At 58.1% G+C, this 24,338-nt stretch carries 28 protein-coding genes, 1 tRNA gene and 1 pseudogene; 13 read left to right on the forward strand and 17 right to left on the reverse strand.

The features are described 5' to 3' along the window. Positions 1-84: 84 nt before the first annotated feature. A pseudogene (locus KMP13_RS02165) lies at positions 85-531 on the reverse strand (transposase); the annotation flags it as partial. A gap of 623 nt (positions 532-1,154) precedes the next feature. Between KMP13_RS02165 and KMP13_RS02170 the strand changes: the two are divergent. Beyond that, positions 1,155-1,231: transfer RNA gene (locus KMP13_RS02170), tRNA-Arg, on the forward strand. A gap of 71 nt (positions 1,232-1,302) precedes the next feature. Here the strand turns inward: KMP13_RS02170 and KMP13_RS02175 are convergent. The 8 genes from KMP13_RS02175 to KMP13_RS02210 all read right to left on the reverse strand — a co-directional run bounded on the left by KMP13_RS02175 (position 1,303) and on the right by KMP13_RS02210 (position 7,387). Then, a complete protein-coding gene (locus KMP13_RS02175) occupies positions 1,303-2,310 on the reverse strand; it encodes a tyrosine-type recombinase/integrase (protein ID WP_215263897.1) in 1,008 nt (335 codons plus the stop codon). A gap of 5 nt (positions 2,311-2,315) precedes the next feature. Further along, a complete protein-coding gene (locus KMP13_RS02180) occupies positions 2,316-2,486 on the reverse strand; it encodes a hypothetical protein (protein WP_215263899.1) in 171 nt (56 codons plus the stop codon). 26 nt (positions 2,487-2,512) lie between these two features. Continuing rightward, entirely contained in the window at positions 2,513-2,812 is a 300-nt protein-coding gene (locus KMP13_RS02185) for a hypothetical protein (RefSeq protein WP_215263901.1), read from the reverse strand. 1 nt (position 2,813) lies between these two features. Further along, positions 2,814-4,208: a DEAD/DEAH box helicase gene (locus KMP13_RS02190; RefSeq protein ID WP_215263903.1), complete on the reverse strand. Its 1,395-nt coding sequence runs from the start codon at positions 4,206-4,208 to the stop codon at positions 2,814-2,816. After that, positions 4,162-4,431 carry a VRR-NUC domain-containing protein gene (locus tag KMP13_RS02195; RefSeq protein WP_215263905.1) on the reverse strand — a complete coding sequence of 90 codons (270 nt, stop codon included), beginning with the start codon at positions 4,429-4,431 and terminating at the stop codon, positions 4,162-4,164. The genes KMP13_RS02190 and KMP13_RS02195 overlap by 47 nt, the downstream gene beginning before the upstream one ends. Further along, positions 4,428-4,964: an HNH endonuclease gene (locus tag KMP13_RS02200; protein WP_215263907.1), complete on the reverse strand. Its 537-nt coding sequence runs from the start codon at positions 4,962-4,964 to the stop codon at positions 4,428-4,430. Before KMP13_RS02200 ends, KMP13_RS02195 begins: the two co-directional genes overlap by 4 nt. A 1-nt stretch (position 4,965) precedes the next feature. Continuing rightward, positions 4,966-7,062, reverse strand: coding sequence for a hypothetical protein (locus KMP13_RS02205; protein WP_215263909.1), 2,097 nt, complete (start codon positions 7,060-7,062; stop codon positions 4,966-4,968). A gap of 106 nt (positions 7,063-7,168) precedes the next feature. Beyond that, positions 7,169-7,387 carry a hypothetical protein gene (locus tag KMP13_RS02210; RefSeq protein WP_215263911.1) on the reverse strand — a complete coding sequence of 73 codons (219 nt, stop codon included), beginning with the start codon at positions 7,385-7,387 and terminating at the stop codon, positions 7,169-7,171. Positions 7,388-7,651: 264 nt separating this feature from the next. Between KMP13_RS02210 and KMP13_RS02215 the strand changes: the two genes are divergently transcribed. Continuing rightward, the gene (locus KMP13_RS02215; RefSeq protein WP_215263913.1) at positions 7,652-7,951 is read left to right on the forward strand and encodes a hypothetical protein; all 300 of its coding nucleotides are present in this window, start codon (positions 7,652-7,654) and stop codon (positions 7,949-7,951) included. A gap of 6 nt (positions 7,952-7,957) precedes the next feature. On the opposite strand, the gene KMP13_RS02220 is transcribed toward KMP13_RS02215, so the two are convergent. The 8 genes from KMP13_RS02220 to KMP13_RS02255 form a co-directional block, all read right to left on the reverse strand. Then, entirely contained in the window at positions 7,958-8,206 is a 249-nt protein-coding gene (locus tag KMP13_RS02220) for a hypothetical protein (RefSeq protein ID WP_215263914.1), read from the reverse strand. Positions 8,207-8,335: 129 nt separating this feature from the next. After that, on the reverse strand, positions 8,336-8,893 hold the full coding sequence (locus KMP13_RS02225) for a 3'-5' exonuclease (protein ID WP_215263916.1): 558 nt from the start codon (positions 8,891-8,893) through the stop codon (positions 8,336-8,338). 90 nt (positions 8,894-8,983) lie between these two features. Further along, positions 8,984-9,535, reverse strand: coding sequence for an ssDNA-binding protein (locus KMP13_RS02230; protein WP_215263918.1), 552 nt, complete (start codon positions 9,533-9,535; stop codon positions 8,984-8,986). A 61-nt stretch (positions 9,536-9,596) separates the two neighbouring features. Next, the gene (locus KMP13_RS02235) at positions 9,597-10,763 is read right to left on the reverse strand and encodes a DUF2800 domain-containing protein (protein WP_215263920.1); all 1,167 of its coding nucleotides are present in this window, start codon (positions 10,761-10,763) and stop codon (positions 9,597-9,599) included. Further along, entirely contained in the window at positions 10,763-11,002 is a 240-nt protein-coding gene (locus tag KMP13_RS02240) for a hypothetical protein (protein ID WP_215263922.1), read from the reverse strand. Before KMP13_RS02240 ends, KMP13_RS02235 begins: the two co-directional genes overlap by 1 nt. Then, positions 10,999-11,400, reverse strand: coding sequence for a hypothetical protein (locus tag KMP13_RS02245; protein WP_215263924.1), 402 nt, complete (start codon positions 11,398-11,400; stop codon positions 10,999-11,001). The genes KMP13_RS02240 and KMP13_RS02245 overlap by 4 nt, the downstream gene beginning before the upstream one ends. Positions 11,401-11,588: 188 nt before the next feature. Beyond that, a complete protein-coding gene (locus KMP13_RS02250) occupies positions 11,589-11,777 on the reverse strand; it encodes a hypothetical protein (protein ID WP_215263926.1) in 189 nt (62 codons plus the stop codon). A 783-nt stretch (positions 11,778-12,560) separates the two neighbouring features. Beyond that, complete coding sequence (locus tag KMP13_RS02255; protein ID WP_215263928.1) at positions 12,561-13,253, reverse strand: XRE family transcriptional regulator; 693 nt, start codon at positions 13,251-13,253, stop codon at positions 12,561-12,563. Here KMP13_RS02255 and KMP13_RS20895 point away from each other — a divergent pair. The 11 genes from KMP13_RS20895 (at position 13,252) to KMP13_RS02310 (ending at position 24,296) form a co-directional block, all read left to right on the forward strand. Next, positions 13,252-13,455, forward strand: a complete 204-nt coding sequence (locus tag KMP13_RS20895) for a helix-turn-helix domain-containing protein (RefSeq protein ID WP_215263930.1) — start codon at positions 13,252-13,254, stop codon at positions 13,453-13,455. The two genes, KMP13_RS02255 and KMP13_RS20895, sit on opposite strands and share 2 nt — an antisense overlap. Continuing rightward, positions 13,452-13,784, forward strand: coding sequence for a hypothetical protein (locus tag KMP13_RS20360; RefSeq protein WP_251363648.1), 333 nt, complete (start codon positions 13,452-13,454; stop codon positions 13,782-13,784). The genes KMP13_RS20895 and KMP13_RS20360 overlap by 4 nt, the downstream gene beginning before the upstream one ends. A gap of 130 nt (positions 13,785-13,914) precedes the next feature. Further along, complete coding sequence (locus KMP13_RS02270; protein ID WP_215263932.1) at positions 13,915-14,208, forward strand: hypothetical protein; 294 nt, start codon at positions 13,915-13,917, stop codon at positions 14,206-14,208. A gap of 3 nt (positions 14,209-14,211) precedes the next feature. Continuing rightward, complete coding sequence (locus KMP13_RS02275) at positions 14,212-16,443, forward strand: PriCT-2 domain-containing protein (protein WP_215263934.1); 2,232 nt, start codon at positions 14,212-14,214, stop codon at positions 16,441-16,443. A gap of 580 nt (positions 16,444-17,023) precedes the next feature. Then, the gene (gene nusG, locus KMP13_RS02280) at positions 17,024-17,680 is read left to right on the forward strand and encodes a transcription termination/antitermination protein NusG (protein WP_215263936.1); all 657 of its coding nucleotides are present in this window, start codon (positions 17,024-17,026) and stop codon (positions 17,678-17,680) included. 292 nt (positions 17,681-17,972) lie between these two features. Continuing rightward, the gene (locus KMP13_RS02285; protein ID WP_215263938.1) at positions 17,973-18,479 is read left to right on the forward strand and encodes a hypothetical protein; all 507 of its coding nucleotides are present in this window, start codon (positions 17,973-17,975) and stop codon (positions 18,477-18,479) included. Continuing rightward, a complete protein-coding gene (locus tag KMP13_RS02290) occupies positions 18,454-19,950 on the forward strand; it encodes a hypothetical protein (protein WP_215263940.1) in 1,497 nt (498 codons plus the stop codon). The genes KMP13_RS02285 and KMP13_RS02290 overlap by 26 nt, the downstream gene beginning before the upstream one ends. Before the next feature lie 22 nt (positions 19,951-19,972). Next, positions 19,973-22,078, forward strand: a complete 2,106-nt coding sequence (locus KMP13_RS02295) for a portal protein (protein WP_215263942.1) — start codon at positions 19,973-19,975, stop codon at positions 22,076-22,078. Then, positions 22,071-22,316, forward strand: a complete 246-nt coding sequence (locus KMP13_RS02300; RefSeq protein ID WP_215263944.1) for a hypothetical protein — start codon at positions 22,071-22,073, stop codon at positions 22,314-22,316. Before KMP13_RS02295 ends, KMP13_RS02300 begins: the two co-directional genes overlap by 8 nt. Before the next feature lie 42 nt (positions 22,317-22,358). Then, positions 22,359-23,285, forward strand: a complete 927-nt coding sequence (locus KMP13_RS02305; protein ID WP_215263946.1) for a hypothetical protein — start codon at positions 22,359-22,361, stop codon at positions 23,283-23,285. Positions 23,286-23,300: 15 nt separating this feature from the next. Continuing rightward, the gene (locus tag KMP13_RS02310) at positions 23,301-24,296 is read left to right on the forward strand and encodes an SU10 major capsid protein (RefSeq protein ID WP_215263948.1); all 996 of its coding nucleotides are present in this window, start codon (positions 23,301-23,303) and stop codon (positions 24,294-24,296) included. The last annotated feature ends 42 nt before the right edge of the window (positions 24,297-24,338 follow it).

Raw genomic sequence — 24,338 nt, forward strand, 5'->3', positions numbered from 1 at the left:
CATCTGCAAAATCTGGACTTCACAGCCAGATCAATTCATCATCGACCCGATCCACCAGATGCCGGGACTGAACACCTAGGATGGCGGCACGATGGAAGCATCCAAAATCTGCCCGCCGCGTGCGATGTAACCTTGCCGTGCCAGGTAACCGTCGAACTGCTGGAAAAGCGCCTCAACCACCCCCGCCCTCGCGATAGAGCCAGACGCGGTCTTGGCGTCAGGGGCCCGGTCCTAAAGCCCGGGGTCGAGGAAGCGCATGAAGGGCAGCCGGTCACACACCTGATATTCGGTCTGGTCGTCGGACAGGTTGTAGAGCGTGCCCACTACCAGCGTCTTGAACATCACCACTGCGTCCATCGGTTTGCGGCCCGCCCGGGACTAGCGCGCCGCCGCAGGCTTGCGCCAGCCCCGCTCCAGCGTCGGGCGAAACCCATCCCACGGCACGATGGCGTCAATCTCGACCATAGGGTCACGCTAGGCATCAAGGCTCACATAGCGGTCTGAAAGATCAAAGAAACCCATCCGAACCATCGTCAATCCCCTGCCGCCGCAGGCACGCCGCTTTCTATCCCAACGCAGAAGTCAGGGAAATGTTCGAGGTACGCTAAAGTTTGGGCGCTGAGGTCAACCATGCGGCCTCTTATTCTCGCGTACGCATTTTATAGGCGGTTTGCCTTCGAACTTTCTGTCCCGCGCGCCCGCGCCTCTGGGCGCGCTCAGTCAGGTGAAGGAAGCGCGGACACGTCACCTCTACGGACAGCTGTGAGGCAGTATTGACGCCGCAACCCAAAATTTGCTTGGACTTGAAATCCGATCTAAGTGTCCGTTGCACCTTCGACCACCACTTGCTCAACGCGGACAAGAAGATCGGGCCAGTATGGTCGGTCAGTCACTTTCTGGCTCAGAAATTACTCCCGACTTTGGGCCAGACAATTTATGACTGAAAGCAGTGTCATAACTTAGTTGTGCCCGATTGTGCATTCGCCACCAATCGTTTAAAACGTCGGGACGCGCCACAGGCCCCTTAGCTCAGCTGGATAGAGCATCCGCCTTCTAAGCCGGAGATCTGGGGCCAGAAGAAGATCGAAATACAGACGATTGGGAAAACGTCACCGGCTTGCGAACCGTTTTCCGAACCGTTATCAAAGAGCCACGGTCCCGTAGCTCAACTGGATAGAGCACCTGACTTCTAATCAGGATGTTGGGGGTTCGAGTCCTCCCGGGATCGCCACTTACAAAATTTATCCTTGAAAAACAAACGACTACGTGAGTGTGTCCCATTCGTTTTTCGAGTGTGTCCCACTATGTCGCGTCTACGATAAGCCGGATGATACGCTTGCGGTCTGCCGCTTTCGTGTATCTTTCCACCTCGGTCAGTGTCTGGTGGCCCGCCATGGTAGCGATCTGGTGCGTCGTCATACCCTGTTCAGCCCAATACACGCAAAACGCCTTCCGCAGACCGTGGAGCCGGGAAACGATCCCGGCAGCTGTGGCGGCATCGCCGTAAAGGTTCCCAAGGCTGGCTGGTTTGTAAGGTTGCCCCCGGCTGTTCGTGATAAAGGCTGCGGCACCGTCCGGGGTCTGATCAAGCAGCCGCCGCAATTCCGGGGTTATGGGGACGTTCGTTTCCACTTTGGTCTTGTGGCGTTTGAAAGTTAACAATCGCCCGTTCAGGTCCCCCGGCCCGATCCGGGCGAGGTCTTGCCGTGCCGCACCTGTCAGCAGTCCGAGTTCGAAAACGCGGCGCTGAACGGAACCCTGCGGCCATCGGTTCAAGTACTTTTCGATGTCGTCCGCGTTCGCGGTTGGGAAGCCGTCACTCTTCGGCTTGTCCAATTTCACACCGGTGGCAGGGTCGATGTCGATGTACTTTAGTCTTTTCAGATGTTTGAACACCGGCTTCAACGCTTTTAAATCCGATATAGCCCCGAAGCCCCCTTTTGCATATAGCGCGGCTTCTAGGTCCTCGGTTGTTATGGTGGAAATCGGACGATCACCCTGGGCCGCCGTGTACCGGGCGTAAATCGCGGCCCGACCCTTTCTCGTCATCACCGAATACTTGTTGTTCCACTCCCAATTGGTCGCTTGGTACAGTTCAACTCCCCATGCGAAGGTGTTGATTTTCGGTGATTTTGCCTCTAGCGGGCGATCTTCCCAGCGGGCGTGCTGCACACAATACGCGGTGAACACCTTGGGGTCTGTTGGGTGGAGCCCGTGAACGCCCAAACTCATCTCTTTTCCGGCGCGCCGGTAGTAGTGGAACCACCGCCCTCGTCTTCGTCGACTGCGCAGGTATTTGGGGTCGTCCATGTGTATCACCCCGCGCTGAACGGCTTTCCGGACCAGTCCGCGTTATCATTGGCCGCGTCTTTGGGGTCTGGGTATTCGAATTCTATGCCGTTCGGCCCCACGGATTTAATGCGGGCGCGCGGATGGAGTTCAACCACTGAGGCGTTGGCATCACGGATCTGTTTGTCCGTAGGCATGTGTGGAGCTGATGGCCGTCCCATAGTTAAGCCGCCAAAAACTCAAGCGCGAACACTTGTTCTTCAAGGTCTTTGATCTCGCCTTGTAGCTTTCCGATAGTCTCTTCAAGGCCTTTGCGTTCGGCGTCCCAATCGTCCTCCAATGCGGTGGCTTTGCGGTCGGTGGCTTGCTCCACGAGTTCTGCGTGGGCCTCGCGGAGGTCGAGGACGGTTGCCCAGATCTGCTCACCGAGCTGGGAACTGTCAATGTCCGAAACGCTTAAGGGTTCGGCACCGTAAGCCCCGGCGGGGGCCTGTGCGTCAAGTAACAGGTGTGTATTGGGCATTCTAAACTCTCCTTCCAATGTCCGATTTCAGCGCGTCCAATAGCGCCCGTTGCGTGACGTCCTTACGCGCCAGTGCGGCCAGAACGGTTTGGTCGACCGTGTCTTCGACGGCGAGATGGTGGATGATTGTCGGTTTGGTTTGTCCTTGTCGGTGCAGGCGCGCGTTGAATTGTTGGTAGAGTTCCAGCGACCAATTTAACCCGAACCACACGATGGTGTTGCCGCCTTTTTGGAGGTTCAGGCCGTGGCCCGCACTGGCCGGGTGTGCCAGCAGCATTCGGATCTCCCCCCGGTTCCAGGCGTCGATTTGTGCCGGGTCTTTACCCAGGGGCTGCGCTTGGGGGAACCGCGCTAAGATCCGGGCCGCGTCACTTTTGAAATTGTGGGCGACCAACAGCGGTGCGCCGGCGCTTCCGTCTACGATCTCGGCCAGCGCGTCCAATTTCGCGCTGTGGACATCCGCCCACGCCCCGGTGTCGTCGGTGTAGACCGCGCCGTTTGCGAACTGCAGCAGCTTGTTTGTGAGCGCGGCGGCGTTAAACACTTCGACGGTGTCGTCGCCGATCTCCGCGAGGAAATCGCGCTCCAACTCGCGGTACTGGCCCCGCGCTGTCTCGGGCAGCTGGAGGGGTACGACGTTGTCGACCCGATCCGGCAGTGTGAGATAGTCTACCGCCGATAGGGTCAGACAGACGTCGTCTAAGGCCTCGTAAATCTGGTCGCTTGCGCCCCGGCGCGGTGTGAAGTTATACCCCATGTAGTCGGCTTCGAAATACCGGTTCTTGTATTGGGTAAATGTCTTTCCGAGGCGAGCACCGCGATCCAAAAGGAAGATTTGGGACCACACGTCCAAAAGGCCGTTGCTGGCAGGCGTGCCGGTCAGCTGGATCAGTCGATCAATCGCGGGCAGCGCCTTGCGCATCGCTTTAAAACGCCGTGTCTTGGACGATTTAAAACTGGACGCTTCGTCGATCACGACCACGTCGTAGGGCCAGCCCGCTTTGTGCTCTTTCAGCGTCTCGACCAGCCAGGGCACGAGTTCGCGGTTGATCACGTGAACATCGGAACGATCCCCCAGGATGGTAGCGGTGCGTGCGGCGGGTGGTCCGTGGATGTTGCGCAGGGTCAGATGGCCCAGATGGCCCCAAACACCGAGTTCTCCGGGCCACGTATTCAGGGCGACACGCAGCGGCGCAATGATCAGCACGCGGTGCGCTTCGAAAGATTTCAAAAGGTCGGAGACAGCTGTTAGGACCGTGACGGTCTTGCCCAACCCCATGTCGACCCACAGCGCGCAGGACGGGTTGTCCTTGATGAACTGGACCGCGCGTTCTTGGTATCCGTGAAGGTTATCCCTCGAAAGTGTTTCGGGCGTCTTCAACGCTGTCGATGACATAAACATCCATCCCTTGTTCCCTGAGTTTTTCGATTTGGCGCACCTGCAGCGGGGTCGCTTGTTTTCCGGGGGCTTTGAATTCCGCGAACACTACCCGGCCCGCCCGAACAAAGACCCGGTCTGGGACGCCCTTCTGGTTGGGCGACGTGAATTTATAGACCAACCACCCCGCCGCCTTGGCTATCGCGCAGGATTTTCGCTCGATGTAACTTTCGCGGATCACGCCGCGTTCCTCCCCTGCCTGCCGTGATTTTTGTGGAAGCCGTGTTCTTTTTCGGCGGCCAGCCGTGTAGCGATTGCGTCGTCCAATTCGCCGAACTGCCCCAGATAGATCATGTGGCCTTCGACCTTAATCTGGGCTTGCCATTTGCGAGTGCCTTTGTCCCAGCACACGCCGGAGACACCGGAACGGTTGTTGGCGTTCAAACGGCGGTTACGCATGTTATCGCCTGCCGTAACCAAGCGGATGTTCTTGCGGCGGTTGTCCAGTCCGTCGCCGTTTTTGTGGTCGACCAACACGCCCTTCGGTGCCTCCAAAATCAACCGGTGCAACATCTGGACACCGTTCCCGTGGCGACGGCGGACATAGAGCGTTTCACCCCCGCAAGTCATAGCGAACCAGCGTCCGCCGCCGTCCAACACCAGTTCGCGGTCGGCGGCGTCGATTTTGGCGAAACGACTGGGGTATTTCGGTGTCGATACGTCCAGAACAAGGACGTTGCCGATTTGACGGACGGTGTTAGTCTTTCGGCTCATATCAGTCGTCCTTCCGGTATCTGTCTGCACTGAACCCGGCTGCGGCCAGAGGGAAACCCGTCGCCCAAGCGGGCGGGGTCGCCATGATCGCGGCCAGCTTCTCGGCGGTGTGGTCTTCGTCGATTGGGGCTTCGGTCACGGTCTCATCGTGGACCGTCAGTAAGATCTCGAACCCGGCAGCTTCGCAGGCCGACATGTTCTGCGCGAGAATGTCGCGGCTGAGGCTTTGGCACGCGTTCTCAACCAGTTTACCGCCGTAGGTGTGTTGGCGAACCCATTGGCGCGTCAGCGGGTCAACGCCCCGGTGCGTGATCCGACCTTGCTGATCGAGCTTGGGGGAGAAATAGACAAGGAACTTGCCAGACGGTAGGCGATTCAACAGGTAGGGGTGTCCGGCGTGGGCCACCGCCTTGAACCGCATGTGCGGGCCAGCTGCGAATGTCTGCCCGGGTTTCTTCACGGCGCTGCGTGCAGCGGTTTCACAGGCGTGCCAAAGTCGTTCGATGGCGGGGTGCCGGTGCCGCCAAGCCAGTTTGACGGTTTCCGAGGCGATCCACTCCATTTCGTCCAGATCGGGATCGCGCTCCTTGCCCCAGATCGCGTAGTTTTCGAACGCTTTGCTGGCGAACCCAGGCATGTTGTCGGAGATTGTGTGCCAATGGTCTGCCATGTGGACGCCGTAGGCCTGGGCGAAGGTCTGGAACGCCCCTACCCCGCCCTGGTAACCCAGTGCCAATTCTGGAACTTTACCCATCACGTTGCGGTCGGTCTTGCTAATCTCGTAAGGCGACTTCCCGAGCAATGAGCCGGCGGTCACGTTGTACAGATCCGGCCCTTTGCCTGCGTCGAACGCCTCGAACGCTTCCAGCTTCCACGTCTCACCCGCCAGCCACGCGTTGGCGCGACCCTCAATGTTGGATAGATCCGCGACCGTGAGCTGTTTGCCTTCTGGTGCGATCACGACCCCACGCAGCGCTGCCGATCCAAACAACATCAGGTCATCAAACAGCAGGTCCTGGACCCCTGCTTTCAAAGCGCGGATGTACTGGTCCACGTCGTCCTGCGGCGGCAGACCGCGCGACGGCAGGTTATGGGGCTGAAAGGTCCGCCCCGCCCACCGCCGTGTGCGCGCCGCGCCGGAAAACTGCAACCCACCACGGAACCGACCGTCCGGTGAAACCGCCGGTGCGAGTGCGCCGTATTTCGCGGTGCTGGTCTTGTTCGACATGATAGAAATTTCCATCAGCTCGACACAGTCTTCCGGCAAACCGTGGTCCGTTTTCAGCAGATCCTTGAAGGTTTGGGACCGGGTGTTGTCGAGTTCCAGACCGTAGGTGTCGTTCAGGAACTCGCAAAACTTGGCGCGCTTGGTCGGTTTATCCACCGCGCCGCCCGTCAGTTCGATGAACCTTGCGGCTAAAGTCTCTTTTTCTTCTACCGCCGCGAGCACCCCGGCTTCCACCAGCCCCACGTCACAGAGGAACCCTCGATCATTGATCTTCTGGTCAAGGCGGTACATTTCCAGTTCGTCGTCACGGTAGTTCCAATCGGGCAACCGCTTGTCGATCTCGCGCATGGCCTCCACATCTCGCACGGCGTATTCGCAAAAGCGTGCCCATTCTTCGGGGTGCGTCTCGCGGGTGTAACGGTCGGCCTTGTGGTTGCGGGGCGCGGGCTTACAAAACCGATTGATCAGCTTTTTGCCGTCTTTGATCTTAGATTGATCACTCGGCAGCCCCAGGATCTTGCCCAGCTGGTCCAGCGATCCGGGAAAGCCGTGCGTCATGGCCTTGACCATGGTGCACCGCCAACGGTCGGGTTGCGCCGCGATATCGCCGACCAGGTAACCCAAACAGTTGCGCAAGATTTGGCGGTCGAACATCGCATTGTGGGCCGTGATCTGGATCGACCCATCCAAGAGTGCGTCGAACAGTTCTTCGGGCCGTTCGACGTCTTCGTCCGTCAAATCCCACAGGTTCACGGGGCCGTCACCGATCGCATAAGTGACCAAGAGGATTTCCGCTGTCCGCGCGTACTCAAAAGTCCCGGCGGAAATGTCTTTTTCGGAGTTGAATGTCTCGGTGTCGATGTAGAGCATCACGCGGCCCCCTTCCGTCTTGGGCAAGACGGGATCACTGGGTCGTACTCTCCTTGCATCTTGTTTATTTCGGCGTTTTGCAAAGGGCGGGCGCCGTTGATCGCGTTCATAGCTGCGCCCCCGCGAGTTTGAGTTCCAGCGCGTCGGCATCGCGGATCACACCCTCTAACAGCGTCTGGATCGCGGCATGGATGCTGTAAATGCGGTCTTCCCGCACGTCTTCGGGGTAGTCGTTGTGTATGGTCGTGGCGGATTTGACCAGCCCGTCCAGGACCAATAGGTCCGACATCAGTTTAGACGGCAAAGGGATATCGTGAACGCTCATAGCGAACCTCCGTGTGAACAGTTTCGATAACTGACCACGGAGACGCCAATCTCTGGTGGCCAGATGACGCAAGATTGGCGTTACCGCCACACGGAGCGGCGCACCCGAGGGTGCTCCTGCGCATCTGACCGTAATAGAAAAACCCGCATAGAAAATGCGGGCGTCAAAGCGCCGTATGACAGACAGGACGCCAATCCCGACAACAGTTTTTTGCTGTTGTAAAGAAATATTGCCCCAATAACGGGAATCTGTCAACTCTGACGCATGAATTTTGGTGAAGCATTTGATAGCGCACTCAAGCAAACTTGGGCGGGCGTAAAGGGTCTCGTCGGCCTCGCGTTGGTTTTGGGCGGTTGCGGATTGCTCGGCCTTTCCGTCTATAGTTGGGCGGTGACCGGCGTGTGGGGCGCACCTTCTGTCTACGACTTTGTTGTCGCCTTTTTCGGCGTCGACGCCCTGTCGGACTGGGTCGGGATAGCGAACGCCGCCGAGGGAACTGAAATGTGGACAGCTTGCTTTATCCTTGCGGGGGTGTGGGGGTTGATTTTTTCGAAGCTCGACTAACATCGTTTACGCCGCCGCCAACAATTCGCCGTCCTGTTCAAGACGGATCATCGGGTATTTGAACGTGCGGCGGGTCCCGTATTGGATGTAGTGGACCATGCGATCCTCGGTCAGTTTGTCGATCTCGACGACGCAGGAGCCGTCCGCATAGATCCGATCCAAGAGGCCCGCGCTCTCGATCACACCGGTGTCTGCGTTCACGACAAGGTGCGTCAGATCTTGGCCTTGATCTTCAAATTCGATGTGAAAGGACATGCTTGGGCCTCCTGTGTGAAAAACGGGCGGTTTGTGGTTTCTCGCTTCGCCCGCCCCGGATCACGCAGTCCGCAACCGTTCTTTTCGCGAAAACAGTGAATTACGGGGCGTGTAGTAAAAGCGAGGGATCTAGGGGGCGAAGAAGTCTTCACCGGTGAGGATGTCCAACGCCTTCCTTAAACACGCTATTTGGTGGCGTGCGTCGTCGAGTGCGTTGTGGTGCCCGCCTTCACGTTTGACGGTGCGGGGGTTAAATCCGGCTAAGTCGTAAGCGGTGCGGGTATCCCGGCCCGCCCAGAACTCCCACGGGGGGCGTTCGCCGACGGCGGCCATCGCGCGGCCCCAGATCGGGATGTCGAAATCCATACCTTGGCACCAAATCGCGTTTTCACGGGTGCGGTGTTTCATGAACCATTGTTTGGAGGTTTCGACAACTTCTGAAAGCGGTCTTGTTGTTTGCGGGTTAAGGAAAGCCCCCTGCACGGCCTCCCGATCCTGTTTCATCCACCAAAGCAGGGTGTCTGCATCAATCCCTAAGCCCGCCTTGCGGCTAGTGCGCAGATCAATCGTCTGGTAAAACTCGTCATGGATCGCACCAGTGCTGCGCCGGAACGCGATACACCCGACGGCCAGAACGGCACAGCCCGGCTTCGTACCAAGGGTTTCGATATCCAACATGAAGTCCATAGCGAACTGTCCAATCTCTAGAATTCGTTTGGTTTCCGGTTCCCGCCGCCCACCGAAGCGGGCGACAGGGTTGGCTTGGGGAGGAATGGGTTACGCGGCCAGGAAGTCGTCGTTGTCGTCGACTTCGCCGAAACCTTCGACGGCCTCGTCTTCGGAGACGTAGGAGCCGTCCAGGGGGTCGCCGTCGCGCATGAACTGGATGGCGACCAGTTCCGCGTTGATCCGCTTGCCGTATTGGTTGTCTTGCGCCCACAGACGCACCTTGGCGTTCACGTAACAACCGGCGTAGATCTGGCTGTCGCGTTCTTCGTGGACCCGCGTGCGGCCATCGCCACGAAGCACCACCGGACGGTCTTTGCAGTTCGCCGACAACACCAGTGTGCCATCGTATTCGGGGCGACCCTTGTCTTCCCCGGCGCGCATACAAAGTTTTTCGCTCGGGAGTTTGCGACCTTTGAACTTAAACTGGCTCAACTCTGAGATGCGATCTTCGATCTGCGCGACGACTTTTTTGTGGGTCTCTGGGTCGAGCATCAAGGTTGCGCCACACTTCCCTTCTTCACCGTTGATAGTCGGCGGTGTGAAGAGATGCGGAAACGACACCCGCGCGTCCTTGATCATAATGAATTCGTTGTTCGACATATCGTTTTCCTTTTCGTGTTTCCGGTTCCGTGAGTGAGTGTTTGACCGGGTTTCGTGGGGGTTAGGCGGCGACCGCGACGTCGAGGTCGTCGAAGTCGCTGGTTACGTCGATCACGATGGCCGGGCGTTTGTCTCTTACCGGCGCGACTGTCGGCTTGCCTTCTGGCTTTTCCGTGTGGTCCGCCATGATCCGGCTGTCCTTGCCCAGAAGCTTTTCCGCTTTGGTGATCGTGATAACCTTTTTGGTGTAGGCCTCTTTCGCACCCAGTTTGCGGGCCAGCGCCTTCCCGGCGGCTTCTTCGTCGATCCATTTGCGCTGTGATCGGCCCTCGACCAGCTTGTAGCCGGGCACCTCTTCACCCAGTTCCAGCAAGCCTTTGGCGTGGCCCTGAACCGCTGTCGCCCATTTGGTCAACAAGTCCAATTGCGGCAGGATCGCGGCGATCTCTTCATTCGAGAGGTTGGGCAATTCGACCGGGGTCACCGGCGCGCCCACGACTTCGAAGTCTTGGCTGGCCAGCGACATATTGCGTTCAGCCAAAGCGCGGCAGATGGGCTTCGCCTCGCAGAACCGACACTGTTTGTCCCCGGGCACGACGGGCGCGTCCTCGGACTGCGCGGCGGCTGCCGCAGGAGCCAGTTCGGTTTCGGCCCAGGACAACAGATCCTCGCGGCTGATGTCCCATTCGCTGACGCTGTCCAACCGGGGTTGGTGGATCACGATGCGCACCGTCTCGATATCAAACAGGAAGTCGTATTCGGCCAACGCTCCAAGGGCGTAGCACATGCCCTGTGGGTTGTTCTCTGCGTGGACAGGGACGCCTTTGCCGTATTTCAAGTCGATCACGTGCATCACGCCGTCGTCGGTGAAGACCACGTTGTCCGCCGTGCCGAAACTGTCCGGCACCCACTGGGACAGATCTACGCGAATTTCGGTAAAGCGAGTGCCGCCGAGCGCTCGGACGTAATCCAGATACATCTGGACGTAATCGACCATTTCGTCGTCGACCTTGAAAAGTTCTTCGCTGAACCGAACACCTCGATACGTGTCCGCGTCTTTGTCGTTGGCCAAGGCCATCTCGGCCAAGGCGTGGGCGGTGGTACCTTCGACTGCGAAAGCGCTGCTTTCGTCGCCCACCGGAAGTTGGGCGATCAGGCCGACCGAACCCGGGCAGAGCATCCACCGGTGCGCGCCAGATGGCCCTAGTTTTGCGTGTGCGATAGACATTAGGCTGCGGCCTCCGTTTCTGCGCCCGTTGCGGGGGGTGGGTTTTCCGGGACTTCGAGTTTGATCCGGGTTATCTGCGCCCCTGCGATGTCGTATTGGCGGTAGAGCGCCGCACGGGCTTGTTCTTCCAGCTTGTGCTGGGGCGTGCTGCCGCGCAGAAGCACGGTTTTGCAATCGGTGCCCTCGTTCATTTTGAACGACACAGCGCAGCGCACGAGGTTTTCAGCGACCTTGTTCATGCGGCGTTTGCCTCCGGCGCTTCGCCACACGCCTCAATCACAGCGGCGTATTTGTCGGTCGGGATATTGGCGATTTTGGGGGCTTTACCTTCGGGCACAAAGCGCGCACCAAGAGCCGCCATCGCTGGCCGACCATACTGTTCCCCGTATTCGAGCATGGCTTCACGGAGATCCCCTATCGAGGCTTCTTGTGCGGTCTCCGGAGCCTCTTCGACGACCGGTTCGAGGGGTTCTTTGGCGACTTCGTGGAGGGCGACGACGTTGTCTTGGGTTGGTGGGGTCGTCCCGCTTTTCAGGACGTTGAGGATCTCGGCCAACAGATCGTTGGTGGTTTCCGCGCTCTTTTCCAGACCGCCAACCCGGCCCGCTAACTTGGCGATTTCATCTTCAAGGGACATGTTCAACTCCGCGATTGGGGCACTGTCCAAGAGCGACAGCGCGTGGTCGATTTCCCGCAAGTACTTTCGGGGCACTCCGGGTTTGAAGCCGGTCGTGAGACCGTTTCGTTCGATTTCTACTAAGTCTTCTGTGAGGATCTTCCCGACCATCAGTGCCGCGAAGATGACGTCTTGAGATGACGGGCGTGTCACCCCCGTGCGCGTTTCAGTTTCGCGATCTCAAGATCGATTTCGGTAAGTCGCGCCCGGTACGCCGGGCCGGAACCCCAGGCCGAGTTCTCGTAGTTAAATGCGACGTCGGCGCGCTGTTTGCGCAGACGGTTCAATTCGAGGGTCGCTTCGAGTGAGGTTGTTACGTTCTGACTATCGGTTTGCATGGTCGCGTCTCATCGGTTTTGCGTTTTTACAAAATGTCATGATCGGCTGGCCTGTTGGGTCGGTGCCCGAGGCGGCTCTGTGCGTCTTCGATGAATTTCGATGATCTAAATTTCACACATTGTGGAATTTCTGTCAATCAAAAATTTTTACACATTGTGAAATTCACTGACCGCATGCCCCGGCGGTTATCCGAAAGGATAGATTTTTTATCTGTATTTTTATGGTAGAAAGGGTTTATGAGCGTGAAATCCAAGGTCACAGTCGAACTGCTGCTACGTCTTAAAGAGCGGTACGGGGACCTGAACCGGGCCTTGGTGGTCGAGTATGTCCGGGCGTTCGGCCCCACCAGCGAGCGGCAGATAGCACAAGATATTGGGCTTTCTCGGTCCACAGTGAAGCGCGCGCTACAAGACCGGCCCTAATCCGACCGCCCCACTTGCAATTTAAAAGAGAATAGTTACAGTGCCTTACAGGCTACGTAAGAGTGCCGTGAATTTAAGGACCGGAAAATTGAAGCGACGAGAATTTATCACTGCTGCTCCGGCGGCGGTCGCGGTTTCCTCGTGCTACGCCACACCCGTTCGTGGTGCAGATTGTTTTAGAGTACTATGCGAACAGATTAGCCAAGCCACGGCTGAGCTACTGCCTCAGCCGGGGTCACCTTTTGAATTGAAGATCAAAAACACGGACGGGATGACCGTCGTGGAGGTTCAGACAGTCACTGACAGGATGCTGTTCCTTGATCCGGGGACTATGCTCTGGGTGTGACACCGGCTGCGGCGTCACACCTTGGTCACCAGGTCTGCGGGCCAATGCAGGCGCATCCGGGCGGCCCACTTGAGCCTGACGTTCAAATTGTTTTGTGCGAACGGGTTTAGAGAAATCAAGTGGAACAGACCGGGTTCGCTACCCTCTCGCACTTGTTTGACCCACCCGACGCCGTCTTCGTCTTCGCAGACGCACTTGTGCCCTATAGCGCTACGCGGCACGCCTTCGTGCTCATCGCGTGCATAGAACAGAACGTCGCCCCTGGAATATACCGGCTCCATACCGTCCCCCTCGACCAACACGGCTAACATTTTGGGAGATGGCAGCCCAGGCGGGCACTCTACCCGGCTCCCGTCCCCGCTTGCGGAGAAAGCCACCTCGGCCCCTGCTCTCACCTCGCCAGCGAGCACCACCGTCGGCCTTTTCTCATCTATCAATTCCGAAACCGGCATCCCCAAAACACTGGAAAGACCTTCCAAGTGTGTCTCATTTACACGGCGTTTCCCGGTTTCGAGACCATTGAACAGGCTGACGGATATGCCCAGGCGGTCGGCCAATGCTTCCTGGGTCAACCCTGCGGCGAGGCGTTTTTCACGGATGAGAAATTTCATCCCACAGGTTTGCCTGATCCCCGGCGACCACTCCATAGACTGATTGTGAAATTTTACTTGCTGTAAAAATTCACTATGTGTAAAATTTCGAACCATGAACATTTCCTCACACATAAAAACGCACAACTTGTCACGGGAAACGATCTGCGAACAGGCAGGTATCTCGCGCGCCATGTTAAGCTTGGTTGAGAGCGGTAAGCGACAGATCGGACCAAACAAGGTTAACGACCTCGCTGCGGCTTTGGGCATCGATCCATCAGAGTTGCGCCCGGACTGGGCGGAGATCGTGGGGTCATGAGTATGGCACGGTTGGTCACTCCTTCAATTCGTTCCCTGCGATTGAAAGATACGGTCTCTCGCTGGAAAGATCTTGCGCAAAAGGTTTTCCGTCGCCGGTGCATTCGAAACGAAGCCCGCATGTGGTTCAGCGAGCTGCTGCGGGCCGCCTTCCCTTCGCAATCCGACAGAGAGTTGGCCCGGACCGCAGCCAAGGTTTTGGACTGTTCCGAACGGCAGGTTCTCAACTGGCTCAACGCCCGCAACGACGCGCCGCTACGTGTGGTCGCTCAGGTTCTGGTGGTCGCGAAGGCCGAAATAATTTTCAAACAGATTGAGGTGTCCGAATGAGCGTCCGAACGTATCTACTGGCGCGGTGGTTCGACGCCCGCGCAAACCGGGCCCAGGCCCGCTACCGGCATTTCAAAAGCAAGGCCGCGCGGCTTTGGGTCAACCTCTACAAACCTGGGGGGTGCGATTGATGGCCCGAGGCGAACTAAAACAACGTGTGGTCGATCAGATCCAACGCGATCCTTACCGGTCCTCCGCAGACATCGCGAAAGCGGCGGGCGTCCGGATCGACTATGTGCGCCATGTCGCGCACCAAGAAAAGCTGAGCGTGGGCGAGCGGAAGGGTGAACGCACCCGCAAAGTGGTTCTGTCCCATGAAAACCTGATGTGGCTTGAGCTGCAAGCGGCGGAACACAACGTCGCCCTGCCCGAATTGATCAATGCCTGTGTGACGGATCACCGCCTAGACGATGAAAGCGAATAGCCCATGGCCGAACATTTCCTGCGAAGCCACGGGCGGCGCTTGCTCGAACACGGCTACCCCATCGTTCCGATCAAGCGCGGGTCCAAGTTTCCCCGGGGCCTGAAAGATTGGCAACACACACGGGCGGACGGGACCAAACTCGGTCGCTGGCTGTCCAACGGGTTCGCCGACGGCGGCGTCGGTGTCCTTTGCCGCGATTTTCCCGGTGTGGATCTTGACGTCAGGGACGCGGGGATCACTCAGAAACTTGTGGAATGGTGCGAAGAACACATCGGCCCCACCGTTCAGAGGGTCGGAGAGGCCCCCAAGATATTGCTGGCGTATAGAACAGACACGCCGTTTGCCAAGGTGGCCTCGGCCAAATATGAAGACTTCTTCGGTATCGAGCACAAGGTGGAGATCCTTGGCGACGGCCAACAATACGTCGCTTTCGCGGACCACCCAGATACTGGGCGCCCATACGAATGGGTGACCAAACAGTCCCTGGCCGATGTACCAGCCGATCGATTGCCGTTGATCACCGAGGCGCAAGCGCGGGATCTGATCGCCTACTTTGAAAGCATTGTCCCGGAAGACTGGATGCTCGTTGACGAAGCCCCGAGTACAAAGGGGGTGGACGTCACGTTGCCGGAAGTCGACCGCGTCCTGTCCAATTCGAAGCCGAAGGTTCAGATCTCATCGACAAAACTGCGGTCTGCATTGGCCGTTCTGGACGCGGATATGCGCATGCATGACTGGGTTCGCATCGGGATGGCGCTGTATCACCAATTTGACGGCAGCGACGAAGGTTTCGAGCTGTGGGACGAATGGTCGTCAGACGGGATAAAATACGAGCCCGACAAGATGCGCGCGAGATGGCGTTCGTTTGAGGCGGACTTGCGCAGCCAGAACCCGGTGACGGTGGCCACGATCTTGCAGCTGGCCAAAGCCGAACGGCGGGAGAACGACCAGAAGAAAGACCCCTTGGACCGGTTCATAGACCGGTACGTGTTTATCGAGCAAGGCAATATGGTTTGCGATCTGCAGAAGCCCCCGCACTGCGCAGTGTCCAAACTGGATGAGTTCCGCAACGCAACGGCCAATGTCCGGCACGAAGTCCCTGCCCCGACCCAGGCGGATCCGGCAAAGACCAAATGGCAACCGGTCCATACGAACTGGATGATCGACCGGGACCGCAAAAGTGCGCAAGGCGTGCGCTATGACCCCAATTCGCCCGGCTTCTTCGAAGACACGCACCATAAGGGCCTGTGGTGGGTGAACGAGTTCTACATGCCGGAGTTCAAAGAGGTCGCCGCGGACTTTTCCGTGTTCGAGGACCACATGGCGTACCTGATCCCCGATGAACGAGAGCGCGAATGGTTCCTGGATTGGATCGCGTTCAACATCCAACGGCCTGGCACCCGGTGTAAGGTGGCACCTCTCCACGTCTCCGTCGCTCACGGTACGGGGCGCGGCTGGTTGGTGGAGTTGATGGGGAGGCTATTGGGCCAGTGGAACGTCACAAAGACAAAGATGTCCACGTTGGCCGGCGAAGGGAGCGCGGGCAACTATCAAGACTATCTCGACAAGTCGCTGCTGTGCGCCATTGAAGAAGTACGGGAACAGGAAAAGCGGTACGGTGTGTCCGACAAGATCCGGGACTACATCACCGAAAACCACTTGGAAGTGAACGTCAAATTCGGCGGGAAGAAGACCCAGGCCGTCTACACGAACTTTTTCTTTATGTCGAACCACCCCGACGCGATGGTGTTGTCCGAGGAAGACCGGCGCGTGAACGTGTTGTCGGGTCCTGAAAAGGCGCGAGACAGAGCTTACTATCTGCGGCTCTATGACTGGCTCGAAACGGATGGCGTGGCCGCGCTCTACGCCGCTCTGATGGCGCGGGACCTGTCCCAATTCGATTGGCAGCATTCGATGCGTACCAAGGGGCGGTCTCGCATGATCGAGAACAACAGGAGCGAGACAGAAACCCTGTTCTTTGCGCTGCTGGACGACCTTCCGTCCCCCGCGATGACCTTTTCCCAGATTGTGCGCGAAATGACGGCCCTGTCCGAAAAGGACAGCTTCGACACGGACATCGACCAAGGGCAGCTGCGGAAACTCCTGCAACATAAATCGACGCAGGCCAAACAGATGAAGGTGGACGGTAAACCTGTGCGCCCCTGGATTTTGGACCGACGTGTGAAAAACGACACCGCCGCGATCAAGGAAAGTGTCAAAAAATGCAAAGTGTAAGTTTTTCGACAGTCTCCGGTCACACTGGTAATGCAAGGGTAGGGCTACGAACGACCGCTGTCCTACCGATCAAGTACATGTTTTTATTGACTAAACATATAACGGTAACTCTGGTAACACTGATAAATAGTTTTAGAGTAGTACTATATATTTCTCTGTATACAGCCCCCCGTCTGTGCGCCCAGCCCTATAGGGCACCGATACGAACCGTTACCGGTGCGACCTTTGGCATTAACGCGCTGAAACCAAAGGGAAAACGCCGTCCCACAGGCGAGGAACAAGCGTTACCTTTGGGGCCTATGAGCGTTACCACCTCTTCTAAGTCATTGAAATCAAACGAAACCAGCCCCGCGAACCACTCTGGCGGGTCAAATGGAGGTACGGGGGATGGGTAAATCACGAGGCTCGCCACCACCTCCCCCGAACCCGTCGCGGCCCCCAGTCGAGGAACGGGAGAGCCCCATTCCGAAGTTTTGGCGCTTTAGATGTGGCGGTTGTGGGGCCCCTTACCGACCTGGCGACGAACATTGTGAATATTGCGAAAGCCGACCTGCTTCCCGAAAAAAGGAGACGTGAGACAATGAACGCACACGACACACAGTGGTTCGCAGTGAGGACCAAGCCACCCGTAAACTCGGGCCGCATTCGTACGATTGTGGGCGGGGATTACGAAACCTATGTCGGGCGCGGCGGTGTGCGGAAACAGCGGTTGATCCCGGGCACTGGTGAAGCGGCGTTCGTGATCGAGGAGTTGATCCACAAAGCCGGGTTCCGAACATTTCTTCCCACTCAAAAAGTTTTCCGGCGGAAGTCCCGTTACGGGCTTGCCAAGCGCCCCATGGAATACCCGAAACTGCCCGGATGGTGCTTTGTCGAAATGCCGACGCGGTTTAACACTGCAACGGGCCGTGATGAGCCGTTTGGCTGGCATCGCCTCCTGCGCCTCGATGTCGTGGAGAGCGTCGTTTGTGTCGACGGACACCCCTGCCCGATCCACCCGTTCGTGATCGAGGACATGGCGAGGCGTTGGAACAACCCACCCCCCGGACACCACCAACACCAGCCAACGCACCACGAGTTCGACATTGGCGACACGGCGGTCGTTTCGCGGGGCACGCTTGCGGGGTTCGCGGTGGACGTGACCGACATACGGGACGCTAACGCGGTGGTGATCCTGGACTTGCTCGGCAAACAAACCGAACACGAGATCCCCATGATGCATCTGGAGGCGGCGTAATGGGGGTGGTGCGCAGAGCGATCGCACGAGAGAACACATCGGGGTTGATTAGTACACTCGGGGGGTGCCACCCATAGGGCGCTCCCCAAGATGTTGTGGAGAGGGCCACTGCCAATAGACGCATGATGCGGTGCGGCAACCCCTAGATACTGGCGGACCCCCACGGAAACCCAGTGTTACACACTGCGAAGCTATGGACACTCCTTCCCTCGACTGGTTCCTACCCCAACAGCGCTGTCGTAACGCTGTTGGGGGTCTTTGCATTTGATAGATAGAATTTAGGATCAAACAGATGGCCGACAAGAAACCCGGTCGACCGTCCGAATATGACAAGGCGGGCGGCGACGACAAAGTTCCGGCAATCGCCAAAAAGATGTGTTTGCTTGGCGCGATAGAGGAAGATCTCGCCGCCGCATTCGGGGTCTCCCGCCGCACGATCACCAACTGGGAAAAGCAGCACGAGCTGTTCCGGGCAGCGATACAGGACGGGCGCGTCTACGCGGATATGGAGGTCGCTCAGAGCTTGTTTGACCGGGCGACCGGGGCCGAATGGACCGAACAACAGGCCATCAAGGTCAAAAAAGTTGAATACGAAAACGGCAAAAAGCTTCGGGAAATCGAAGAAGTCGAGATCGTGGAAGTTCAACGAAGTGCGGCACCCGACACCGTGGCCGGGATTTTCTGGTTGAAGAACCGCCGGGCGCAAAACTGGCGGGATCGGCAAGAGACCAAGATCTCCGCTGACGGAGATCTTGCGAAGGTGCTGGCCGCGATTGATGGGCAAACAAAGTCCGTTTAACGAAGCTGTCGCCAAGTTCGGGGATCGTCGGTGGAGGCTCAACAACCTCTATTGGATCAAGGACAAGGACGGCAATGTCGTAAAGTTCCAGCTCAATCCGGCACAAGAACAGTTGCTGGACGAGCTGCACACGCTGAACATCATCCTGAAAGCCCGCCAATTGGGCTTTTCGACGTTCATCCTGATCTTGGCGTTGGACTGCTGCCTGTTCAACAGCCATTTCGAAGCGGGCTTGATCGCGGATACGTTGGTCAACGCCCAAAACCTGTTGGACCGGATCAAGTTCGCTTACGAGCGACTGCCGGGCGACCTGAAAAACCTCCGCCCGATCACCGCGTCGAATTCCACCCAGGTCGAGTTCGGCAATGGGTCGAGTGTCGAGGTCGGCGTGTCGCTTCGATCCGGCACCAAGAATTTCTTGCACATCTCCGAATACGGGAAGGTGTGCGCGAAGGCACCGGATCGGGCCAAAGAGATCAAGTCGGGCGCGCTGAACACCGTCGCGCCGGGCCAACTCGTATTCATCGAGAGCACCGCCGAGGGCCGTAGCGGTGACTTTTTCGACAAATGCGAGACCAGCCAGAAGTTGCGCGACATGGGCGCTGCTTTGGGGATCATGGAGTACAAGTTCCATTTCTTCCCCTGGTTTCTGGATCAGAGATATCGCCTTTCGGACCCCGTCAAACTGACGCCGGACGAGGAAAAATACTTCGACGAATTGCTGGCCGAACACGGCATCGATTTGGACGAGGAACAGGAGCGGTGGTACGCGGCCAAGTGGCGTGAACAGGGCGATGAAATGTGCCGGGAGTTCCCGTCCGTGCCCGAAGAAGCGTTCAAGGCGGCCAAAGACGGCGCGTACTGGGCCAAATGGATCGCGGGGCTGCGCCAGCGCGGTGAAATCCGCGACTTCCCGTTCGAGACCCGTACGGTGGTCAACACGTTCTGGGACCTGGGCGTCGATGACAGCACGGCGATCTGGCTACACCAGATCATCGCGGGCAAGCACCGGTTTGTCGGTTACATCGAAGACAGTGGCGAGGGTATCGCCTACTATTTGGACCGCCTCGAAAAGTGGCGGGCGCAGCACGGCGCGACATTCGGTCAGCATTACGGGCCGCACGATATCGAACACCGGATGCAGGGCGAGAACGCCGAAAGCGTCAAGGACGTCGCCGCTCGGTTGGGCTTCCACTTCAACGTCGTGGAGCGCACCAAAGACAAATACGGCAGTATCCAGCGTGTGCGCACGATCCTGCCACAGTGCCAGTTTTCGACCCCCGCTGTTGAAGCGGGCCTCAACCACGCGGAGCAGTACAGCCGCGATTGGGACGAAAAATACGGGGTGTGGAAATCGCAACCCCGACACGATGAACACAGTCACGGTGCCGATGCGCTGATGACTTTCGCTGACGGCTGGCAATCCCCGCCGAAAAAGACGCCGAAACAAAAAGCAATCCGAGTGGTCTGATTTGGACAAAACTGACGACTATATGAGCGACGTTGTGCGGCTGGTCGACCAGTGCGAACGGCACCTGGACCAACAAGCCGGGGATCGTGAACGCGCGCTTGAGTATTACAACGGGGAGATCCGGGACCTACCTGTCGAGGCAGACGAAGACGGCGTCCCCCTTCGTTCTTCCGTGGTGTCCCGAGACTTCCGCGATACCGTCAAAAAGATCATGCCGTCAGTGATGCGGGCAATTTTGTCGAATGACCAGGTTGTCGAGTACGAGCCGAAGACACCGGAGAGCGAAGAAAGCGCAGAACAGGCTACGAAATACGTTAACGCGGTGGTCGTACCAGAGTGTGGGGCGGAAAAAGCGATCCACGACGCGATCCACGACGCGTTCACCGTCAAGACCGGCATCCTCAAATGGGCGGCGTATAAAAACCGCCGCTCAGAGACCACCGAACACTCCAACCTCTCCGAAGAGGCCATGTTGGGTCTGATCGGAGAAGACGACGAACTGATCGACCACGAAGAGGCCGAAGAGACCGACCAGGAAGTTCTGGCGCTGATCCCCAACGCGCGCCGCCACAGTTTCAAACTAAAGCGCGCGGTGGACCGGATTGACGTGCGCTTGGAGGCCGTCCCACGGGGATCTTTCCTGATCCACCCTGACGCCGAGACGATCGAAGACAGTCCGATTGTTGGTGAGCGACAAGAGATCAGCCGATCCGAACTGGTGTCTCGTGGGTATGATCGGGGCAAAGTTGATAAACTGTCCGCGTACCGCAAACGCGCCGATGACGACACCGACGACCACGCCCGCAAGGGCGACGATTACAGCTACGCCGACGACCACAAGCCGACTGCGCTTGAACTCGTTCAGATTTACGAGGTTTACGCGCTCATCGACCGCGATGGGGACGGCATCGCGGAGATGTACAAGATCGTCTACGGCGAGAGCGGCGAGCGGGACACCACCGGCGGGGGCGAAGGGCAAAGCGCGCGGTCCCGGATCGTCCTGGAAGACGAGGCAGTGAGCGAAGCACCCTATGCAGAGGTCATCTGCGAGCGGGACGCCCACCAATTCGAAGGCCACTCGATTTTCGAGGACACCGAGGACATCCAACGGATCAAAACGTCGCTGACGCGCGGGGTTTTGGATAACGTCTATTGGCAAAACAACCCGTCAGGTGAAGTTGATCTGAATGGCGTCGAAAACCCGGACGCCGTTTTCAACCCGCGTTTTGGCCAAATGATCAGGCGCAAAGGCGGTAACAACGGCGTTCCGGTGGTCCAGTTGCATCAGATCCCGTTTTACGCTGCCGAAGCTTTCGCGATGCTCCCTCACTGGGACGAAGTGGTCAAAGATCGCACAGGCATCACCGACGCCTCTGGGGGCCTCGACCCAGAACAGATCGCCAATGTGAACAGCAGTGTGGCGCAGCTGGCGGCGGACAGCGGCACGGCCCAGGCAGAGATGATCATCCGAACACTAGCCCGTGGAGGGATCGAAAAGGCTTTCCGGGGCCTTTTGAAGCTCGTTGTTGCCCACCACGATCAGGAACGCACGATAAAAGTTAGCGGGGCGTGGGTCAGCTACAACCCCAAATCGTGGGACGCGGATCTCGATTGCACGGTCAACGTCGGTCTGGGCGCGGGTTCTCGGGAGCGGGATCTCTCGGTTTTGCAGACTATTCTGGGTCTACAGCGGGAAGTGATCGCAGCGTTCGGCCCCGACAATCCGTTTGTGAAACCGACACAGCTATACCGCACGCTGGCCAAGATCGCGGAAACAGCCGGTTTCCCGAGCGCGGACCCGTACTTCACCGCGCCGAACGACGAAGAGGTCAAGGCCAAGCTCGCGGCCCAGCAAGAACAGCCGGACCCACAGCGGCAGAAGATCGAAATGCAAATGCAGCTCGAACAGGCGAAGGCGCAAGCGCGCCAGCAAGTCGAACAGGCTCAAATGCAGGCGGACCTTGCTGTCAAAGACGCGGAACGGCGCGCACAGATGGAAATCGAAACCATGAAAGCGCAGCTCGCTTACATGCAGCACCAACAAAAGCTCGAACTCGAATACGCCAAGGCTGGGCTGGCGCCCCCTGGTGCGGCTTCTGCTGGGCTGCCGGAGCAAGTGTTTGGCTGAGTTCGATACCGCCCCGAGCGGGGTAGCACAGCAGCTCCTGAACAACCCGCTGCTTGGCACGATTTTGGACGATATGGAGCGCGCGGCGATTGAAGCCGCTGTGAACGCGCCAGTGTCCGACGATGAACAGCGCCGCGTCTCCGCGATGGAGGTGCGCGTGATCAGATCCCTTCGGAAGCAGTTGGAGACCCGCGCGGCGGGCACGACCAAGCCTCCGTCAAGGGTGTCCGTCGCCTAAGCGCGGACCGCCTGCAACAGCAGAGAAAAGGAGACACCACGAATGGCTGGTGAATTTGATACTGTCGACGACAACGTGACGGATGGAGACGGCGAGGATCTGGGGTATGACCTGGACAACTTCGACGACGAAGCCGAAGCGATCGAGGACGGCGAATATGATAACGACGCGGAAGAAGACGACATCGAAGAAGCCGAACAGGTGGAAGGCGATGATGGCGACGACCCCGTCGAAGATTTGATCGAGCTGGAAAACGGTGAAAGCGTTGCCTTGTCCGAACTGCGATCCGGGTACCTGAAAGAACAGGATTACCGGGCGAAAACTACAGAGCTGGCAGAAGTACGGAAACAAACTTCGGCGCTGCAAGACACGCTCAACCAACGCCTCCAGACGACAGAAACGACGTACCAGAACCTTATCGGGTTTTTGCAAGGGCTGGTCCCTCCTGAACCGGATATCTCGCTTATCCAAACCGACCCATCGGCGTATCAGTACCAAAATGCGATGCGCGAACGCACTATCGCGGAGCTGTCACAGGTCCTTGAAGCGCGACAGGAATTCGCCGGAACCCAACAGGGTTATTCCGACGAAGATTTGACGCGTGGACGGGATGAACAGGACGCGCTTTTAGCCAAGGCGATGCCGCATCTCTCTGACCCTGCAAAGCGCACGGCATTTGACGCCGCGATCCAAAAGACCGCGGCGGACTTCGGCTTTTCAGATGATGAGATTTCCGGGGCGTTCGACCACCGCATTCTGCAACTGGTCCACTATGCCGGGCTGGGTAAGGTGGCTGAGCGCAATCGCGATGGCTATCGGAAGCGCAAAGGTGTCCCAAAGCCGACCAAGGGCAGCAAGGCCCGTGGGACGCAAAAGGCCGCCTCCCAAGCGAAATCCGACGGGGCACTGGAACGTCTCACGCAAACAGGTTCCGTTGACGACGCGGTGCGCGCGTTGACGGGCGGCTAAGAAGGAGACGGCGACATGCCCGTTGTAGCCAATACATTCCGTTCAACAGAGGCGCGCGGTAACCGCGAAGATCTGTCGGACATCGTTGATCTGACAACCCCACAGGACACCCCAGTCTATTCCATGATCGGGGCAGGAAAAGCCGCGAAGGCAACGTTCCCTGAATGGGAAACTGAGGATATCGAAGCCCCCGGCGACAACGCCCACGAAGAGGGCAGCGAATATGATTTCGACGCCCTCGACCCGGTAGAGCGAATGGGGAACCACACCCAAACATTCCGTAAGTCTGGTCGCATGTCGAATACGCAAATTGCGGTCGACAACGCCGGTCGTGCTGAAAAGCTGACCCGCAAAAAGGTTCTGAAAGGTATCGAACTCAAACGGGACATTGAGTATTCGTTGGTCGCGGCGAACGCTTCGCAAGGTGGGGCTGTTCGGCGCTCGGGATCTCTTTCGACCTGGGCTGAAACCAACGTTTCGCGGGGCGCAGGCGGGGCGAACGGCGGATATAATCCGGCAACGAACCTGACCGAGGCCCCCACAAACGGCGCGCAACGTGCATTTTCGAAACAACAGGTCGACGAAGTGCTGCGCCTGGGGTTCGACAGCGGTGCGACGTTGAAACACACGTTCATGACCTCCTATGTGAAAGAAGTTTTTGCGGGCTTCATGACCGCCGCCGATGTGGCCCAATTGCGCACGAAGGCCACGGCCAGTGGTAAGACGACGCTTATGGGTGACGTCGAAGCCTACCGTGGCCCGAACGGCATGATCTACGTTCACCCGAACACAGTCATGAGCGTGAATGCGACCACTGCGCGCAATGTCCTGATGTTGGACACATCCAAGTTGGCCTGGCGCTGGTTGCGGAAGGTCAAAGAAGACAAAGACCTCGCAAAAACTGGGTCCGCCCGCCAGTTCGTTCTGGAAGGTGAAGGGGCGCTTGAGGTGAAAAACGAAAAAGCCATCGGCGTGGTTGCTGATGTCTACGGGCTCTCCGCCGCCGACTAAGTCTCCGTATGGTCGGGCGGCACGCGCCGCCCGCTCTTTTTC

The organism is Epibacterium ulvae (genome assembly GCF_018678075.1).
Taxonomy (GTDB): Bacteria; Pseudomonadota; Alphaproteobacteria; order Rhodobacterales; family Rhodobacteraceae; genus Epibacterium; species Epibacterium ulvae_A.

Excerpts from the sequence above, each read along its gene's own strand:
- nusG (WP_215263936.1), top strand. The coding sequence starts at position 17,024 with ATGAACGCACACGACACACAGTGGTTCGCAGTGAGGACCAAGCCACCC.
- KMP13_RS02310 (WP_215263948.1), top strand. The coding sequence starts at position 23,301 with ATGCCCGTTGTAGCCAATACATTCCGTTCAACAGAGGCGCGCGGTAAC.
- KMP13_RS02175 (WP_215263897.1), bottom strand. The coding sequence starts at position 2,310 with ATGGACGACCCCAAATACCTGCGCAGTCGACGAAGACGAGGGCGGTGG.
- KMP13_RS02250 (WP_215263926.1), bottom strand. The coding sequence starts at position 11,777 with ATGCAAACCGATAGTCAGAACGTAACAACCTCACTCGAAGCGACCCTC.
- KMP13_RS02190 (WP_215263903.1), bottom strand. The coding sequence starts at position 4,208 with ATGTCATCGACAGCGTTGAAGACGCCCGAAACACTTTCGAGGGATAAC.
- KMP13_RS02220 (WP_215263914.1), bottom strand. The coding sequence starts at position 8,206 with ATGTCCTTTCACATCGAATTTGAAGATCAAGGCCAAGATCTGACGCAC.
- KMP13_RS20360 (WP_251363648.1), top strand. The coding sequence starts at position 13,452 with ATGAGTATGGCACGGTTGGTCACTCCTTCAATTCGTTCCCTGCGATTG.
- KMP13_RS02205 (WP_215263909.1), bottom strand. The coding sequence starts at position 7,062 with ATGCTCTACATCGACACCGAGACATTCAACTCCGAAAAAGACATTTCC.
- KMP13_RS02215 (WP_215263913.1), top strand. The coding sequence starts at position 7,652 with ATGAATTTTGGTGAAGCATTTGATAGCGCACTCAAGCAAACTTGGGCG.
- KMP13_RS02270 (WP_215263932.1), top strand. The coding sequence starts at position 13,915 with ATGGCCCGAGGCGAACTAAAACAACGTGTGGTCGATCAGATCCAACGC.
- KMP13_RS02180 (WP_215263899.1), bottom strand. The coding sequence starts at position 2,486 with ATGCCTACGGACAAACAGATCCGTGATGCCAACGCCTCAGTGGTTGAA.
- KMP13_RS02210 (WP_215263911.1), bottom strand. The coding sequence starts at position 7,387 with ATGAGCGTTCACGATATCCCTTTGCCGTCTAAACTGATGTCGGACCTA.
- KMP13_RS02230 (WP_215263918.1), bottom strand. The coding sequence starts at position 9,535 with ATGTCGAACAACGAATTCATTATGATCAAGGACGCGCGGGTGTCGTTT.
- KMP13_RS20895 (WP_215263930.1), top strand. The coding sequence starts at position 13,252 with ATGAACATTTCCTCACACATAAAAACGCACAACTTGTCACGGGAAACG.
- KMP13_RS02225 (WP_215263916.1), bottom strand. The coding sequence starts at position 8,893 with ATGGACTTCATGTTGGATATCGAAACCCTTGGTACGAAGCCGGGCTGT.
- KMP13_RS02295 (WP_215263942.1), top strand. The coding sequence starts at position 19,973 with ATGAGCGACGTTGTGCGGCTGGTCGACCAGTGCGAACGGCACCTGGAC.
- KMP13_RS02255 (WP_215263928.1), bottom strand. The coding sequence starts at position 13,253 with ATGGTTCGAAATTTTACACATAGTGAATTTTTACAGCAAGTAAAATTT.
- KMP13_RS02285 (WP_215263938.1), top strand. The coding sequence starts at position 17,973 with ATGGCCGACAAGAAACCCGGTCGACCGTCCGAATATGACAAGGCGGGC.
- KMP13_RS02240 (WP_215263922.1), bottom strand. The coding sequence starts at position 11,002 with ATGAACAAGGTCGCTGAAAACCTCGTGCGCTGCGCTGTGTCGTTCAAA.
- KMP13_RS02275 (WP_215263934.1), top strand. The coding sequence starts at position 14,212 with ATGGCCGAACATTTCCTGCGAAGCCACGGGCGGCGCTTGCTCGAACAC.
- KMP13_RS02245 (WP_215263924.1), bottom strand. The coding sequence starts at position 11,400 with ATGTCCCTTGAAGATGAAATCGCCAAGTTAGCGGGCCGGGTTGGCGGT.
- KMP13_RS02305 (WP_215263946.1), top strand. The coding sequence starts at position 22,359 with ATGGCTGGTGAATTTGATACTGTCGACGACAACGTGACGGATGGAGAC.
- KMP13_RS02235 (WP_215263920.1), bottom strand. The coding sequence starts at position 10,763 with ATGTCTATCGCACACGCAAAACTAGGGCCATCTGGCGCGCACCGGTGG.
- KMP13_RS02185 (WP_215263901.1), bottom strand. The coding sequence starts at position 2,812 with ATGCCCAATACACACCTGTTACTTGACGCACAGGCCCCCGCCGGGGCT.
- KMP13_RS02200 (WP_215263907.1), bottom strand. The coding sequence starts at position 4,964 with ATGAGCCGAAAGACTAACACCGTCCGTCAAATCGGCAACGTCCTTGTT.